Below are 17085 nucleotides of genomic sequence, written 5' to 3'. Positions count from 1 at the left end.
TCTCTCGTTTGAAGTTACGCAGTCAAAGCAGTTGTTTTGGCAAGCAGGCGCGCGAGGTGGCTCGGCCAGGTCGCCTGCACGACATCGCCGATCGTGTAGGGGTCGCGGAAGAAAACGCGCTCGGGGATATAGGCGACGAACTCGTCGCTGCCGGTCGCGTCGAGCATGACTTTTACAAAGTTGCCCTGATACTCCACCGCCAGCACGCGGCTCGATAACCATGACTTGTCGGCCGTCAACTCCACGCCGGGCCGAACCAGTTCGACGTCGTCGCGTCGCACCGCGACGTCCATGGTATCGCCTTTGCCGACACGCGAAGCGCCTACGGGAACGGCGATATGCTGCATCTGCGGCGCGGCGAAGCTAACGAGATCGTCCTTGACCGCATCGACCTTGCCGGAAAACACATTCTGGCCACCGAGAAATTCGGCCACATAGCGGTCGCGCGGCGTCGCGTAGACATCGCGTGCGGGGCCGGCCTGCTTGATCTCGCCGCGGTCCATCACGACGACCATATCGGCCAGCGCAATGGCCTCGAGCTGCGAATGCGTGACGTGAATGAAGGTAATGCCGAGATCGCGCTGCATGCTCTGAAGCTCGACCCGCATGCGCACCCTCAATTGCTCGTCGAGCGCGGAGAGCGGTTCATCCAGCAGCAGCACGCGTGGCTGGGTGATGGCGGCGCGCGCCAGCGCGACGCGCTGCTGCTGGCCGCCGGAAAGCTGAGCGGGCAGCCGGTCGGCAAGCTCCGTCAGCCGGACTTTCTCGATCATCGCGTCGGTCTGCCGGTAGCGGTCTTCTTTCGACAGGCCGCGGATTCGCAGCGCGAACGCGATATTGTCGCGCACGCTTAAGTGCGGAAACAATGCGTAGGATTGAAACATCATCGCGGTGCCACGCGCCACCGGCGGCAGCCCCACAACGTTCTCACCGCCGATCACGATCTCCCCATCGGTCGGATCCTCATGACCTGCGATCATACGGAGAATCGTGGTCTTGCCGCAGCCCGATGGCCCGAGAAAACAGCAATAAGCGCCGTCGGGAATCTTCAAATTGATGCCCTGCACCACCGTGTGCACGCCGTCATAGCTCTTGGTAAGACCGGCGAGTTCGATGTCGCCGCGTAGAACTGCCATTGCCTTGGTCTCCGATCAGGTCGCGCGAGCGCCCCGCCGTTTTTGAATGAGTACGATGGTCCCCAATGCCGCGCCGATGATCACAAAGGAGATGATCGTGGTCACGGTACCCAGCGCATAGAGCGAAGGAGAGGTGACGTTGAGCGTCATGCTCCATATCTCCAGCGGCAGGGTATTTTGCGGGCCCGCGGTCTGAAGCGTTCGGGCGAACTCGTCATAGGACAACGTGAATCCGAAGAGCGCGACCGCCACCAGGCCCGGCGCCAGAACCGGAATGAACACCAGCCAGATGGTCTGCCAAGCCGAGGCACCGAGATCGTAAGCCGCTTCTTCCCACGCTGGATTGAACCTCGACATCACGGCGAACATCACCAGCACGCCGAACGGCAACGTCCAGGAGAGTTGCGCACCCAGCGCCGAACCATAGGGCGAGGTGTCGATGCCGATCGCATTGAACAGAAGGCCTACACCGATCCCGAGCACGAGTCCCGGCGCCACCAGACTGCCGATCATCAGCGCGAACACGATATTGTCTCCCGGAAAACGCCGCCGGAAAGCCATCGCCGCCATGAACGAAACTACCACCGTGATGACCGTCACCAGGATCGCGAGCTTGATCGAACGATCGAACGATCCCTTGACGTCGCCGGTTCTCACCTGCGTGAACAGGTCGATGAACCAGTGCAGCGACAGCCCCTTCATCGGGAACACCAGACCGCCGCGGACATCCTGGAACGACAGGATATAGATGCAGATCATCGGACCGTAGAGCGCGATCACGTAGCAGGTGAAAAGGCTCGCCAACAGATAGAACGTCCACGGCCGGCTGCCGCGGCTCGGCGCCAGCGCGCGTTTGGTCGCCCGCACGTCGGCCATTGCGACACTTTCCTGCGCGGTGCTCATCGGGTGATTTCTTTGCGGATATCGACGGTACGCAGGATCAGCGAAACCATCGCCAGCAATACGACCGTGAGGATGATCGCACTGGCGGCCGCGCCCGGATATTGCAGCACCGAGATATCCTCGTAGAAGGCCCCCACTACGGAAGCGGAGCCGCCGCCGGACATCACCTTGGTGACGAAGAAATCACCCATCACGATCGACGCCACGAAGATCGAGCCCAACGCGACGCCGCTTTTGGACAGCGGCACGATGATCAGCCGCATGATGTCGAAGCGGCTGGCGCCCGCATCGATTGCGGCCTCGACGACGCGCTTGTCGATCCGCGCCATCGAATTGAAGATCGGAACGATCATGAAGATCGTCAACTGGTGCACATAGGCGACGACCACCGCAAAGCTCGAGTACAGCAGAAACTCAAGCGGCTCGCGGATCAGGCCGATACGCAGCAGTGCGGAATTGATCAGGCCTTCTTTTCCCAATAGCGGAATCCAGGAAATCATCCGGATGATGTTGGAGGTCCAGAACGGTACCGTACAGATCAGGAACAACCCGATTGCGAGCAACGGATTGCGCACATGGAACACGAGAAAATAGGCGACGAAAAAGCCGATGATCAGTGTGAAGAACCAGGTCAGGACGGTGAACTTCACGGTCTCGACATAGAGATTGAAGGTCAGCCCTGAGGTCAGCACCGTTCCATAGTTGGCCAGCGTGAAGGTCGGGATCAGCCCGCCAAACCCGTCGGTCTCGAATACGCTCGCGACCAGCACCACCAGGATCGGCAACACGAAAAACGGGATCAGGACGAGCATCAGCGGCGAGACATACAGCCAGCTTACGGTCGATCGGGATAAAGCCATGAATACTTTCTGGAGACATCCAAAACTCCGCCAGCCGGCGCGAAGCCGACTGGCAGGTTGTTGATGACGGCCGGGTTTAAGCGACCTTGAAGTCGTTCCAGCGCTTGTTCATGTAAGCCGCTTCATCCATCAGCGTGTTCCAGCAGGAGATGTTGGTCACGCGGTCGGTGAAGGAGCCGCCGTCGCGGACGGTGCCGGACTTTTCCATCGGCACGCCGTAGGGATCGGTGACGGGCTCGGGCGCGGGTTTGCCTTCGTACCAGAAGGTGTATTCCGCGGGAGTCATGAACTTCTTCGCGGTCGAGGGCACCGGGCTGTAATAACCGTAGCGGCTGACGAACGCGCCCTGCCAGCCGGACATGTACCAGTTCATGTATTCATAGGCGGCATCGAGCTTCTTGCCGGTCAGATGCTTCATCAGACCCATGCCGTTGCACCAGCCGCGATAGCCTTCCTTGCCGTTCTTCAGGTTGACGGGCGCATAGACGCAAGGAATCTCCTTGACCCGGACCGCAGCCACGGCAGGCGACCACATCGACTGGATCACGACCTCGCCGGCGGCCATCAACTGCACCGACTGGTCGAAGGTGGTCCAGGTGGCGCGGAATTGACCCGCTTTCTTCAATTCGATCAGCTTGTCGCAGGTGAAGTCGATCTCCTTCTTGGTCATGTTGCCTTTGTTGCCATAGGTGATCAGCCCGGCGCTTTCGAAGCACAGCGCCGCGTCCATGATGCCGATCGCCGGCACGTCGAGGATCGCTGCCTTGCCCTTGAATTTGGGATCGATGAGATCCTTCCATTCGGTGACTTCGTGGCCAACGAGGTCCGGACGGTAGCCGAGCGAGTCGGCGTTGTAGACCTGGGGAACGTTGGTTAGCCAATCGGTGACGCCATCGTGCAATTCGGTGGAGTCTTTTTTCTCGATATAGAGCGCTTCGTAGGGCGAGATGCCCTGGCGCGGAATCTTGTGGCCGTTGAGTTCGCCCTTGGTGAAGATCGGCAGGAAATTGTTGAACTCCTTGATCTTCTTGGCTTCGATGCCCTGGATCACACCGCGCTTGGCCGCCAGCTTGGCTTGCCATCCCTCGAGGTCGGCGATGTCGACGCTGTTGGGCTGCGTGATGAAGCGGTTGATCGCGGCCGACGTATCGAGGTTCTGCATCGTGACCTTGAAGCCAAGGTCCTTGGCCGCCTGATCGCCGACCGCCTTCACGACGGAGTAGGATACGCCGACGTGGCGCAGTTCGATGTCCTTGATTTCCTGCGCCCAGATCGTGGGAGCACCTACGACCGTTCCCGCCGCCGCGGCGCCTGCCTTCAGAAATGACCGCCGGTTGATGCCCTTGCCGGATGCTTTGGTGGTGTCGCCCTTGTTTTTAGCGGTCATTGTATTTGCCCCTCTGTTTGACCTTGAATACATCCGTCTCGATCACCTGGATTGGTCTCCGGTTTCCGAGCGTTCTGAACAGATTGAGGAGTGTTGTTGTGACGACACTTACACGGCCGCCCCGCGCGCGTTGATGCCACTCACCCAAAGTTCGTGGACAACAGTGTCAAGCGAAACGCCAAGCGCGCGATATTGGCTATTTCACTTATCGCTGATCGCCAAAGTACGTATTTGATTTTTACGTATACGAGCGTAATGCGCTCCTCACAGAGCGTGGGGAATGATTAGGCAATCGAACGGCGCGATAGGCAGCAAAGATTCATTGCGAGTGAATTTGCTCAGAACGAATGCAATTGCAGTTGAGGACGGTGGCGAAAATTATTGCTGATCGGGTGTGGATCTGCCGTTCAGCAATTGCTGATCGATGTATGCAATCAGATACAACTACTGATCAGATGCCAAGATACCGATGCTGCAAGTCCGGCTCGGCGATCAATTGCCCGGAAGTACCGCTCCACACCGCGCGGCCGCGCTCGATGATGTAATGCCGATCGGCAATCTCGGTGAGATTCCCGACATTCTTGTCGATCACCAGAACCGACTGCCCCCGTGCCTTGAGCAGCGAGAGGCAATTCCAGATTTCATCGCGGATCAAGGGTGCGAGGCCTTCGGTGGCTTCATCCAGAATGAGCAGGCGCGGATTGGTCATCAGCGCGCGGCCGACTGCCAGCATCTGCTGCTCGCCGCCCGACAGCGTACCACCCATATTGTTGCCGCGCTCGGCCAGCCGCGGAAACAGCGCGTGAATCTTCTCGATCGTCCAGGGATCGGGACTGCCGAGCCGGTTGCCGGACGCGGCGACGAGATTTTCACGCACCGTCAGATTGGGAAATATCTGCCGCCCTTCGGGCACCAGACCAATGCCCAACTGCGCAATCCGGAACGCGGGAAGCTTGCGGACATCCTGCCCGCCGAAGCGGATCGTGCCCGCGCGCGCCGGCGTGAGGCCCATGATGGAGCGTATGGTCGTGGTCTTGCCCATGCCGTTGCGGCCCATCAGGGCGACCATCTCGCCGGAGCGCACCGTTAGCGACATGCCGAACAGCACCTGGCTCAGGCCGTAACAGGTCTCGATCCCTTCGACCTCCAGCAACGGCGCGTCAGCCATGACGGGTCACCACATGCTGATCGCCCAGATAAGCGCGCTTGACCTCTTCATTGCCGCGGATTTCGGCCGGAGACCCCGACGCGATCACGCGTCCATACACCAGCACGCTGATGCGGTCGGCGAGCGCGAACACCGCTTCCATGTCATGCTCGACCAGCACGATGGTGACTTCGCGCCGCAATTCCTGCAGCAGCTTCACCATGCGCGTCGATTCGGTCGAGCCTAATCCGGCCATCGGCTCATCGAGCAGCAGCAGTTGCGGCTTGGTCGCCAGCGCAACGGCGAGTTCAAGCTCGCGTTGCTCGCCGTGGCTCAGCCGCGACACCACGACATCGGCGCGGTGGTCGAGGCCGACTCGGGTCAGCGCCGACAACGCGGCGTCACGCAGGTGCTTCTCCTTGCGGGCTTGGCCCCAGAAATAGAAGGAGTGGCCGTCATGGGCCTGCGCCGCCAAAGCGACATTGTCGGCCGCGGTGAAGTCCGGCAGCAATGACGTGATCTGGAACGAGCGCGCCAGCCCGAGCGTACTGCGCCGCCACGCCGGCAACTGCGTTACGTCGCGACCGGCGAAATGAATGGTGCCGGCACTTGGCGACAACTGTCCGGTCAACTGGCTGATCAGCGTGGTCTTGCCGGCGCCGTTCGGCCCGATGATCGCGTGCAACTCGCCCTTGGCGATATCCAGTGAAAGATTGTCGGTCGCGACGATGCCGCCGAACCGCCGCACCAGGTTCTCAACACGGAGCAAGGGATCAGCCACGGTGCAGCCTCCCCAATAATCCCATGATGCCACCGCGCCCGAACAGCACGATCAACAGCAGCAGCGGCCCCATGATCAGCGCCCAGTATTCCGTAACCTGCGACAGGAGTTCTTCCAGCAGCAGATAGACGATCGCGCCCACTACGGGGCCGAACAGCGAGCCCATGCCGCCGAGGATGACCATCACCATCAGGTCGCCGGAGCGGGTCCAGTACATCACGGCCGGACTGACGAAGTCGGTATTGTTGGCCAACAGCGCGCCGGCGAGACCGCACATGGTGCCGGCAATGACGAAGCACACCAGCCGATAGCGCGTGGCGGGAAAGCCGATCGCCTGCATGCGCTGCTCGTTGGAGCGCAGGCCCTGCACCACCAGACCGAAGCGGGAATTGACGATGCGCCAGACCAGATAGATCCCGCCGAACAGGCAACCGGTGCAGAGATAATAAAACTGGACGCGGCCCGACAAATTGATCAGGCCGGCAAAGTCGCTGCGCTTGTAGATCGTCAGGCCATCGTCGCCGCCGTAGCGCGCCAGCCCGGCCGCGACGTAATAGGCCATTTGCGCGAAGGCCAGCGTGATCATGATGAAATAGACGCCGCGGGTGCGCAGCGACAACGCCCCAATCACCAGCGCGAACAATGCCGAGGTCACAAGCGCGACCGGCCATTGGACGAATCCGGACCCGATGCCTTCGGCTGCGAGAATGCCGACCGCATAGCCGCCGATGCCAAGATAGGCGGCGTGGCCGAAGCTCATCATGCCGCCATAGCCCATGATGAGATTGAGGCTCACGGCCGCCAGCGCAAAGATAACGATGCGCGTAAACAAGGTCAGCACAAACATATTGCCGCTGAGTTGCGCATAGAGCGGCAGCAGCAGCAGACCGGCGACGATCAGCGCCGCGGCCACATTGCGGGCATTGAGCGAAGCGGTCATCGACGGTTGGCCGGGAACAGCCCCTCCGGTCTCACCACCAGCACGATCGCCATCAAGAGATAGATCAGCATCGAGGACAGCGCCGGCGCTGCGGTCGATGCCGCCGCCGAACTCAGGATCTTTCGCAACAGATCGGGCAGGAAGGCGCGGCCGAGCGTATCGATCATGCCGACCAGGATCGAGGCCACGAAGGCACCCCGGATCGAACCGATGCCGCCGATCACGATGATGACGAAGGCGAGGATCAGGATGTTCTCGCCCATCCCGATCTGCACCGTCAAAATCGGTGCCTGCATCAACCCGGCAAGACCGGCGAGCGCGGCGCCGAGCCCGAACACCAGCGTGTATAGCAGCTTGATATTGATGCCGAGCGCGCCGATCATTTCGCGATTGGAAGCACCGGCGCGGATCAGCATGCCGAGCCGGGTTCGCATCACGACGAGATACAGCATCAAGGCGACCGCGAGCGCGACCACGATGATCGCCAGCCGGTAGGCCGGATAGAACACACCGGGCACGATCTGGATCGGCACCGTTAGCCAGGGCGGCAGCGGCAGCGCCAGACCCGCGGGGCCCCAGATCAACCGGACTGCGTCGTTGAAAAACAAAATCAGCCCGAACGTCGCCAGCACATGGTCGAGGTGATCGCGGCCGTAGAGATGCCGAAGCGCGACGAATTCCAGCACGATGCCCAGTAAAAGCGTGGCGCCGAGCGCGAGCGCAATGCCACCGAGAAAACTCCCGGTCCACGCCACGAAGGTCGCGGCAAAATAGGCGCCCATCATGTAGAGCGAGCCATGCGCGAGATTGACGAGATCCATGATGCCGAACACCAGCGTCAGCCCCGCCGCCAGCAGGAACAGCAGCAGGCCGAGTTGCAGACCATTCAGGAACTGTTCGACGACAAGCAGCATGAATACTCTAGGTCGTTTTCCGGTTGACGCAGATCACCGAAGGCCATCCGCGCGCATAATTGTTTTAAACATGAAGCAATTTACCGGCAAGCGTTATCGCGGCAGGCGTGGATGGGATCGCCGCACGGTTCTAGATGACAAGGGATTGCAAAACCTATGCCGACAGGAAACAGCGGCAGCGCGAACGCCGCCGCTGCTGTTTTAAGCAGGATTGACGATCATTTCATCGGGCATTTGTCGTGGAAACGATCCTGGTCGTCCTTGACGATGGTCGCGACGGTTTTCAGCGCCAGTGCGCCGTCGGCATCCTTGACCACATCCTGCAGATAGAAATTCTGAATCGGAAGATGGTTGTTGCCGTATTTGAACGGACCACGCAGCGACTTGAAGTTCGCCTTCTCCATCTCCGCCTTCATCTCGTCCTTCTTGCTGGTATCACCCTTCACCGCGACCACCGCGCTATTGATCAGTTGCGCGGCGTCATAGGCCTGTGCGCCATAATAGGTCGGACGCAGCCCGGTATACTTCTTGCGATAGTCGGCGACGTAGCGCTTGTTCTCCTCATTGGGCAGATCGTTCACCCATTCCTGGGCGCCGGGGACGCCGATCGCGTTGTCCTTCTGCAAAGGCAGCGACAATTCGTCGATGGTGAACGCCGTATAGAGCGGGATCTGCTGCTTGATGCCGGCCTGCGCATATTGATTGAGGAATTGCACGCCGGCCGCACCGGGATAAAACACGAAGATGGATTCCGCTTTCGACGCCTTCGCCTTCGACAGTTCGGCCGAGAAGTCGAGCTGGCTTGGCCATACCGTGTATTCCTCGCCCACCACCTCGCCCTTGAACGTGCTCTTCACGCCGGCCAGCATATCCTTGCCCGCCGCATAATTCGGGCCGATCAGGAATACCGATTTCACGCCCTTCTGGTTCATGTAGAGGCCCATCGCGGCCGGGGTCTGGTCGTTTTGCCAAGAGGTCGAGAACACGTAAGGCGAGCACAGGTCGCCGGCGAGCTGCGACGGTCCGGCATTGGCACTGATCAGGAAAGTCTTCGAATCCACCGCGGTCTTGAGCGACGCCAGCAGCACGTTCGACCAGATAAAGCCGGCGATGAAATCGACCTTGTCGGACTGCACCAGCTTTTCGACCTTCTGCTTGCCGACATCCGGCTTCTGCTGGTCATCCTCATAGATCACCTCAACCGGCAGACCGCCCATCTTGCGGCCGAGATGATCGAGCGCCAGCTCGAACGAATTGCGCATGTCGTTGCCGATCACGGCGGTCGGCCCGCTGAACGTCGAGACAAACCCGATCTTGATGCTGTCCGCCGCGACCGCGGGATTTGCCAGCGCCAGAACCGCCGCGCCCGCCAGCCAGAATGCCGATTTCATATTCGCTCCCTTCCTCGTTATCTTGGAACCGCCCCGCCCTGCTCACGCAGCCCGCCGCGCTCCATTGCTGGATTCCTCCGCCGCGGGTGACCTGTTTTGTGCGCGAAATCTCCGGCCCGCAGCAAGCACGAACCGGAGCTTCAGCTTAGAACCTTCGGCTCATTTTCCCCTCAGCGACCTGCACCATAGTTCGCTGATGCTGCGAATGGCAAGAATTATAGTGCCAGTTGCCGCGCGTGGTTTCGCCGCGGCGGCGCTCGCTCAACCGACCGGCGCAATCGAGGGAATCCACCAAATCACAGGCGATATTCGGCGCCGTCGATGACGTAGTCGGCGTGGCGGAAATCGCGGATGTTCGCGATCTTGTCTGCCGACCATTGCAACAGCATGAAATATTTCGGCGCGGAAGCGGCCTCGTTGGGGTCGAATACGAGGATGGCCGGGTGACCCTCGACCAATCCCGGCACCAGATGCCAGTCGGTGAGCCTGGAATAATTTCCGAAATACCGGGACACCTCGGCCTTGCCCGCGACCCGCGCCTTGTTGACGAGATCGAGCCGCACATCGTCCGTGATCATGGCACGAATGGCGTCGTAATCCCGCGCGTTGAAATATGTGACATAGGCACCGAGCCGATCGCGTTCGGCTTTTGACAATTCCGGACGCGGCGCATCGTCGGGCTCATCCGCCAGTTCGCGAAGCCGCGTGCGCCCGCGATGCAACGCCGCCTTGACCGCGGGCAGGCTGAAATCCATCACATCGCCCACTTCCTGCAGCGAGCAACCAAGCACATCCATCAGGATGACGCTGGAGCGCTGCGCCACCGGCAGCCGCATGAAGGTCCGCAGACTGGTACGCGCGATCTCGTGGCTGGCGACGATATCGGCCGGGTCGGCAATCATGTCCACCTCCTCGCCCGATCGCATCGCTTCCTGCCGGTTGCGGCGGCGCAGGAAATCCAGCGCAGTGTTGTGCGCGATCCGAAACAGCCAGCCCTCGGGATTGGCGATCGATCCGGCGGAGGTAAACGCCTCCACCGCCTTGATCAGCGCATCCTGCAGCACGTCTTCGCCATCGATCACCGAGCCGACCATGCGCGCGCAATAGCGATGTAGCCGGGGCCGCATCGCGATCAGCAGGCGCTCGATATTGTCGGCGGACGATACTTCCGGGATCGAACTCATTCTGCCTCGAGATTCCCCTGATGATCTTGTTCTAGCGTGGCGGCATCTTGTCGAATTTCGGCAGTGCGGGATCGAGATGGTCCCATGGGGAACCACGCCCAGCATACGTCACTGCCTGCGGCTTGTATCGGCCGGGATCGTCGAGACTCGCCGCATGCACGGTGAACAAATCCGGCATCGCCGTGAACGTCATATACACCGGCGACCCGCAGGCGGGGCAGAAGGCGCGTGTCTTCACACGGCCGCTATCGCCGACAATGTCCCAATGCCCGGCTTCGCCGGCGAGTTTTACGTGCCGCCGGTCCGGAAAGGTCAGATAGGACCCGTGCCCGGTGCCGCTCTTGCGTTGGCAGTCGCGGCACTGGCAGTCATTCATGAAGACCGGTTCGGCAGAGATTTCATAGCGGATCGCGCCGCAGGCACATCCGCCCGTATAAGCCTCGCTCATGGCTTCTTCCTATTCCCAGCTATCGAGCTTGATTTCGTCAGGCCAGGGAGTTCCCTTGCCGGTTTCGAGCAGGGATTTCAGGCTCAGCAGGAACACCCCCCATTTGGTGCTGCAGTGGTGCATGAACTCGACCGGCTCCTTCCACCCCTGATGCTTGAACAGGATGATGGTCCAGTCGCCTTCTTGCCGCAGTTCCCAATCTATTTTGGTGCCGATCCACTCCTGCGGCCCATCGACCACTTTCCACAGCACGCGCCTGTCGGGATCAAGCTCGAGCACCCTCATGTCGAAACCACCGCTGCCAAAACGAAACAGCAGCACGCCGCCGGCGTTACCGTCTCCCTGGGTGTCGCTGGTCCACCAGGCGGAAAGACCCTTAAGCGTGGTCAATGCCTTGTAGACATCGCTCACCGACGACGATTTGATTCCGACCTTGTGTAAAATATCAACCATCTGCGATTTTCCTTCTTGTGTTGGTTTTTGCAAATATCAGCCGTCGAGCGAGACGATGCCGTGATCGCCCTTCATGCCGAACGCCACGCCGGTCGCGTAACGCGGCTCGGTGAGGATCGACACGACATGGTCGCCGACCTTGTGCGGCGGCAGCGGCGCGCCGAATCCGGCAAAGAAGATCTCGACGCTGACGCCCTTGCCCCTCGCATAGGCCTCTCCCGCGGCACGTCCGAGGGCAGTGTCTCCGATGATCTGCTGCGGAATAATCGCCTGGAAATGGATGCCGAGGTCGAGCTTGCGGGCGACGTCATTGGCGTAAAGCGCCATCAGCCACAGCATCCGCTTAGCGCCGGCATAGCTGCCGGATAATGGCGAGCCGTTCAGGGCAGCCCCGCTCGATGCGATGATCACGCGGCTGCCGCGCGGCAATGGAAGGCGCAATGCTTCCTGTATCCAGTGAAAGCCCGCCTTCACGTCCACCTCCCACGCTCTGTTGAAATTTTCCCAACTGAGTTCGTGAAGCGGCCCCATTGGCGGCGCCACGCCGGCGTTGAGCACCAGCACCGACGGCCTGATGTCGGAGAGAACGCTGCGCGCAAGCTTTTCATCGGTGACATCGCCGCGAACGGTCTTCACGCCAAGCCGCCTTGAAACTTCTGCAAGACGCTCCGGGTCGCGCGCAACGACCGTCACCTGCGCTTTCTTGGCTATCAGCGCTTCAACGATGCCGAGCCCAAGCCCGCGGCTTCCGCCTGTCACGACCACTTTCTGTCCTTCGAGGGTCTCCATGGCAGTTCGTTCCTTTCCTCAATATTCCGTCTCGCTCCCAAGACGTTCGGCCCCGGCAAAAGGATTCGGTCTGGGGAAAATATTTTGGGGGATCGACCCAAGCCCGCGAAGCGGCTTCGCCGGATAGCGCGGAATGCGCGGCATGATCCTGATAACGATGCGGTTTTGCGATCGATCGATTGGCAAACCGCCCTTGGATGCGGGTCGTTAAACGCCTACATTGATGGTGCCAGAGAAATCTCAATCGAAGGCGGCCCCCATGACGACAGAGCCATCCCGCACGGAACATCCCCATCGCGTGGTCATTGTCGGTGCCGGTTTTGGTGGGCTGGAAACCGCGCATCGATTGGCCGGCGCGCCGGTCTCGATCACACTGGTCGATCGCCGCAACCATCATCTGTTCCAGCCGCTGCTTTATCAGGTCGCGACCGCTTCGCTGGCGACTTCAGAGATCGCTTGGCCGATCCGCTATCTGTTGCGCGGCCGGCCTGAAGTCACGACTTTGTTTGCGACGGTGAGCGGCGTGGACGCAGACGGCCATCGGGTGCTGCTCGATGATGGCGACGCGCTGCCATATGACACGCTGGTTCTCGCCACCGGCGTGCGCCACGCTTATTTCGGCCATGACGAATGGGAGCCGTTCGCGCCCGGGCTGAAAACGCTGGAGGACGCGACCACGCTGCGGCGGCGAATTCTTGTCGCGTTTGAGCGCGCCGAGCGCGAGACCGATCCGCAGCGGCGCGCCGCGCTGCTGACTTTCGTCATTATTGGCGCCGGTCCAACCGGCGTCGAACTCGCGGGCACCATTGCCGAGCTGGCGCAGGACACGCTGCCGCCGGACTTCCGCAACATCGACACCCAGAAGGCGCGCGTGGTTCTGATCGAGGCCGGCCCTCGCGTCCTGGCGGGATTTGCCGACGACCTCTCCGCTTACGCGCAGCACGCGCTGGAAAGTATCGGCGTCGAGGTGGTGCTGGGACAGGCCGTCACCGAATGCTCGGCCGACGGTGTCATGTATGGCGGTCACAGCCTGCAATCCAAAACGCTGATCTGGGCTGCCGGCGTGCGCGCCTCCCCCGCCGCCGAATGGCTGAATGCGGCATCGGACCGCGCCGGCCGCCTGGAAGTGCAGCCTGATCTCACCGTTCCAGGCCATCCCGATATATTCGCGATCGGCGATACCGTGATGATTGCGGATGCGGATGGCAAGCCGGTGCCCGGCATCGCGCCGGCCGCCAAGCAACAGGGACGCTATGTCGCCGATTGCATCAGGAAGCGGCTGCGCGGCGAAACAACCGCGCCGTTCCGCTACCAGCACGCGGGCAGTCTGGCGCAGATCGGCAAGCGCAAGGCGGTGATCGATTTCGGTTCGTTCAAACTGCGCGGCACCATCGCTTGGTGGATATGGGGCATCGCCCACATCTATTTCCTGATCGGTATTCGCAACCGGCTCAGCGTCGCCATGAGCTGGCTATGGATCCATGCCCGCGATCAACGCGCCGCGCGGCTGATCACGCAAGGCAGTAGCAAAGTTGTGCGGTGATGCGGCCGATCAGGAAAGCCGCTGGCGTGTTCGTTTTTGAAACACAATTATAGATTGACAATTTCTCGTTTGCGCCTCTAGCGTGGAGAGACCTTTAGGAGGGCGGCGCCATGGCGAAAGCAGCAGCATCCAAAAAGAAAGCATCGAAAAAGAAGGCCGCAAAAAAGCGGATTGCGAAAAAGCAGGCTGCTAAAAAGACAGCCACGAAAACAAGTTCATCAGCGCCGACACCCGTCGCGCCCGCACCCGTGGCACCGGTAGCAACCGCGGCGCCACCGCTAACCCCGCCCAAATCCACCATTACCAATGCGATCGACGATCCCTCCGTAAGCCTGCAGCGATTCGATCTGCTCGACCTGCAGCCCTATACGCAGGAGAAGGTCTATGCGACCACGGCGAGCAAGGACTTTCATCTGTTCTATGTCGGGCGCGACGATGTCCACGGCATCCTCAAACACGTCCTGTCGCGGGTCAGTGTCTCGCTCTATTTGAACATGTTCGGATTCGACGACGATGAACTCAACGAAATCCTGAAGAAGATTGCGGTCGACCCGACGATCACGATGCTGGTGACGCTGGACAAGAGCCAGGCCGGCGGCAAGCACGAGAAAGCCTTGCTGGATGCAGACCGGAAAGCGAGCCTCGCGCTGTTCAACACCCATGTGGCGATCGGTCAGTCGCTCACGCACCAGATCAGCCACACCAAAGGTTTCGTCGCAGACGGCAAGGTCGCCGGCGAAGGATCGACCAACTGGTCGGTCTCGGGAGAAGGCGCGGCCGTAGGCGGCACGTTCAACACCAAAGCCGCGGGATTCAAGGCGCAGAACAACACGCAGTCGATCATCACCGATCCAGACACCATCAGCCGCTTTACGGCCGAGTTGGTCGCCGAACACATGATTGCGCAGCAACAGGCTTCGAACGCCAAGACAGTCGAAGCCGTCAAAGCGGCCAAGGCCGCGAAGAAATAGCTCGCGCGCGCCAGAGAGATTGCGCGCGCAACGCCTCTTGGCGTCCGGCGGCCACCCCCAAGTCATCATGCGACGTTTTGCGCGACGCGCGAACCGCATGCACCGGTAAGGTATCTGCTGCCAGCAGGGGTGGGCCGTGGGCACGGAATTGCCCTGCTCATAAAATAAGCAGCCGCCATGGATTGGATTTCTACCGAGGGTCCAATGGCAACGCCGAAATTCGTTCAAGCATTTGAAAATAAATGTCTATCTCTTCGAAATAGAGCAGCATTTCCGATGTACACAATGGCACACCGCTTGCTTCGATCGAGGAAGGATTCTAGTCCCGGAGCCTGGTCCGCCGTGACGGACCTCAACCTGCGACCCCCATGCTTTGCATCCGGAGACACGCCTTGCCGCAACTGCCGACCAAGCTGATTTCCGATCGGAGCCTCGCGTGACGGAAACGGTCGCCGCCATCCTCGCCGCTCATCGCGCCGGTCATATGACGCCGGCGCAGACTGTCGCGCGCAGCTATCAGCGGATTCGCGAGCATAACGATCCCGCCATTTTCATCAGCCTGCGCAATGAAGCAGACGCGCTGGCGGAAGCCGAAGCCCTGGCCGCTAAAAATGCGTCGCTGCTTCCCCTCTACGGCATTCCGGTCGCGGTAAAGGACAATATCGACGTCGCCGGATTGCCTACCACGGCCGCCTGTCCGGCGTTTTCCTATTCGCCGGCGCATGACTCGACTGCGGTGGCGCGGCTGCGCGCGGCCGGCGCCATCATCATCGGCAAGACCAATCTCGATCAGTTCGCGACCGGCCTCGTCGGTGTGCGCTCTCCCTATGGCATTCCGAATAATCCAATGCGCGGCGATCTCATTCCTGGCGGATCGAGTTCGGGCTCTGCCGTGGCCGTATCGACCGGGCTCGTCCCGCTGGCGCTGGGCACCGACACCGCGGGCTCAGGCCGCGTGCCGGCGATGCTCAACAACATCGTCGGACTGAAGCCGAGCCTTGGACTGATCTCCACCGCGGGCGTGGTACCGGCATGCCGCACGCTCGATTGCGTTTCCGTGTTCGCGCTCACCGTCGATGATGCGACGGCGGCGCTGGCCGTGATGGCCGGCCCTGACGGCGCCGATCCATTTTCACGCAACCGCCCGCTGGGAGCGGTCGCTTCGTTTCCAGCCAATCTGCGATTGGGCGTGCCGCGCGACGGCCAGTTGATTTTCTTCGGCGACAAGGCCGCGGAGGCTGCCTATGGCGAGGCGCTCAAGCGCTGGACGTCGTTGGGCGCCACGCTGGTCGGCTTCGATCTCGAGCCGTTTTATGAAACTGCGCGGCTGCTTTATGACGGGCCATGGGTCGCGGAACGCTATTTGGTCATCCGCAATCTCTTGGCCTCCTCGCCCGATGCGATCCACCCCATTACGCGCGAAATCGCAGCCGGCGGCGCACGGCTGACCGCCGCCGACACGTTTGCCGCCCTGTACCGGTTACAGACGCTGCGCCGGATCGCCGAGCGCGCCTTTACCAATATCGATGCGCTGGTGCTGCCGACCGCACCGACCGTGTATTCCACCGCGCAGGTGCTCGCCAATCCGATCGAACTCAACAGCCGGCTCGGCACCTACACCAATTTCGTCAACCTGCTCGATCTCTGCGGTCTCGCGGTGCCGGCCTCCATCCGTCCCGACGATGCGCCCTTCGGCATCACGCTCCTGGCGCCTGCCGGTCAGGATGCACAGCTCGCCAGCATCGGCCGGGTGTTTCACGCCGATACCAAATTGACCCTGGGCAGCCGATCCGTATCGCAAGCGGCATTGGCAGACCTGCCGGTCAGCGCCAGCGGCGATGAAATCGCCATTGCGGTGGTCGGCGCACACCTCTCGGGCATGGTGCTCAACAGCGAATTGAAGGCGCTCGGCGGACGATTGCTGGAGCCAACCAAGACTGCTCCCGACTACAAGCTCTATGCACTGGACACCACGCCGCCGAAACCCGGCCTGCTTCGCATCGCGGCGGGAACGGGATCGTCGATCGAGCTGGAAGTCTGGGCGCTCTCGGCCGCCGCATTCGGCAAATTCGTCGCCGCAATCCCGCCGCCGATGGCGATCGGCACCATCGTGCTTTCCGACGGCCGCCACGTCAAAGGCTTCATCGTCGAGCCTGCCGCCATCGACGGCGCGCGCGACATCTCGGCTTTTAATGGTTGGCGCGCGTTTGTGGCGGCGGGATAATTAGCCCTTCATCG

Annotated in this window: 16 protein-coding genes; 3 read left to right on the top strand and 13 right to left on the bottom strand. The window is 61.1% G+C overall.

Annotated elements, in window-relative coordinates; all coding sequences use genetic code 11:
• Window positions 1-14 precede the first annotated feature (14 nt).
• The 13 genes from HB676_RS20800 to HB676_RS20740 form a co-directional block, all read right to left on the bottom strand.
• Window positions 15-1136, bottom strand: a complete 1122-nt coding sequence (locus tag HB676_RS20800; protein WP_213739980.1) for an ABC transporter ATP-binding protein — start codon at window positions 1134-1136, stop codon at window positions 15-17.
• Between the two features lie 15 nt (window positions 1137-1151).
• The gene (locus HB676_RS20795; RefSeq protein ID WP_213739979.1) at window positions 1152-2039 is read right to left on the bottom strand and encodes an ABC transporter permease; all 888 of its coding nucleotides are present in this window, start codon (window positions 2037-2039) and stop codon (window positions 1152-1154) included.
• A complete protein-coding gene (locus tag HB676_RS20790; protein WP_213739978.1) occupies window positions 2036-2899 on the bottom strand; it encodes an ABC transporter permease in 864 nt (287 codons plus the stop codon). The genes HB676_RS20795 and HB676_RS20790 overlap by 4 nt, the downstream gene beginning before the upstream one ends.
• Before the next feature lie 76 nt (window positions 2900-2975).
• A complete protein-coding gene (locus tag HB676_RS20785; RefSeq protein ID WP_213739977.1) occupies window positions 2976-4286 on the bottom strand; it encodes an extracellular solute-binding protein in 1311 nt (436 codons plus the stop codon).
• Window positions 4287-4737: 451 nt separating this feature from the next.
• Entirely contained in the window at window positions 4738-5454 is a 717-nt protein-coding gene (locus tag HB676_RS20780) for an ABC transporter ATP-binding protein (RefSeq protein ID WP_213739976.1), read from the bottom strand.
• Window positions 5447-6214, bottom strand: coding sequence for an ATP-binding cassette domain-containing protein (locus HB676_RS20775; RefSeq protein WP_213739975.1), 768 nt, complete (start codon window positions 6212-6214; stop codon window positions 5447-5449). The genes HB676_RS20780 and HB676_RS20775 overlap by 8 nt, the downstream gene beginning before the upstream one ends.
• Window positions 6207-7154: a branched-chain amino acid ABC transporter permease gene (locus HB676_RS20770; protein ID WP_213739974.1), complete on the bottom strand. Its 948-nt coding sequence runs from the start codon at window positions 7152-7154 to the stop codon at window positions 6207-6209. Before HB676_RS20770 ends, HB676_RS20775 begins: the two co-directional genes overlap by 8 nt.
• Entirely contained in the window at window positions 7151-8068 is a 918-nt protein-coding gene (locus HB676_RS20765; protein ID WP_213739972.1) for a branched-chain amino acid ABC transporter permease, read from the bottom strand. Before HB676_RS20765 ends, HB676_RS20770 begins: the two co-directional genes overlap by 4 nt.
• A gap of 218 nt (window positions 8069-8286) precedes the next feature.
• Entirely contained in the window at window positions 8287-9459 is a 1173-nt protein-coding gene (locus tag HB676_RS20760; RefSeq protein WP_213739970.1) for an ABC transporter substrate-binding protein, read from the bottom strand.
• Window positions 9460-9755: 296 nt separating this feature from the next.
• The gene (locus HB676_RS20755) at window positions 9756-10643 is read right to left on the bottom strand and encodes a sigma-70 family RNA polymerase sigma factor (RefSeq protein ID WP_213739968.1); all 888 of its coding nucleotides are present in this window, start codon (window positions 10641-10643) and stop codon (window positions 9756-9758) included.
• Between the two features lie 31 nt (window positions 10644-10674).
• The gene (locus HB676_RS20750) at window positions 10675-11091 is read right to left on the bottom strand and encodes a GFA family protein (protein ID WP_213739966.1); all 417 of its coding nucleotides are present in this window, start codon (window positions 11089-11091) and stop codon (window positions 10675-10677) included.
• Window positions 11092-11100: 9 nt separating this feature from the next.
• Complete coding sequence (locus HB676_RS20745) at window positions 11101-11544, bottom strand: SRPBCC domain-containing protein (protein WP_213739964.1); 444 nt, start codon at window positions 11542-11544, stop codon at window positions 11101-11103.
• A gap of 36 nt (window positions 11545-11580) precedes the next feature.
• On the bottom strand, window positions 11581-12333 hold the full coding sequence (locus HB676_RS20740; RefSeq protein ID WP_213739962.1) for an SDR family oxidoreductase: 753 nt from the start codon (window positions 12331-12333) through the stop codon (window positions 11581-11583).
• 259 nt (window positions 12334-12592) lie between these two features.
• On the opposite strand from HB676_RS20740, the gene HB676_RS20735 reads away from it, so the two are divergent.
• The 3 genes from HB676_RS20735 (at window position 12593) to atzF (ending at window position 17071) form a co-directional block, all read left to right on the top strand.
• Window positions 12593-13876, top strand: a complete 1284-nt coding sequence (locus tag HB676_RS20735; protein ID WP_213739960.1) for an NAD(P)/FAD-dependent oxidoreductase — start codon at window positions 12593-12595, stop codon at window positions 13874-13876.
• A gap of 110 nt (window positions 13877-13986) precedes the next feature.
• Window positions 13987-14847: a hypothetical protein gene (locus HB676_RS20730; RefSeq protein ID WP_213739958.1), complete on the top strand. Its 861-nt coding sequence runs from the start codon at window positions 13987-13989 to the stop codon at window positions 14845-14847.
• A 436-nt stretch (window positions 14848-15283) separates the two neighbouring features.
• Entirely contained in the window at window positions 15284-17071 is a 1788-nt protein-coding gene (atzF, locus tag HB676_RS20725; protein ID WP_213739956.1) for an allophanate hydrolase, read from the top strand.
• Window positions 17072-17085 lie beyond the last annotated feature (14 nt).

The sequence above is a fragment of the Bradyrhizobium sp. dw_411 genome (genome assembly GCF_018449695.1).
Taxonomy (GTDB): Bacteria; Pseudomonadota; Alphaproteobacteria; order Rhizobiales; family Xanthobacteraceae; genus Bradyrhizobium.
Note: the sequence above shows the minus strand (reverse complement) of the source record. Positions and strands in the feature narration are given on the sequence as shown.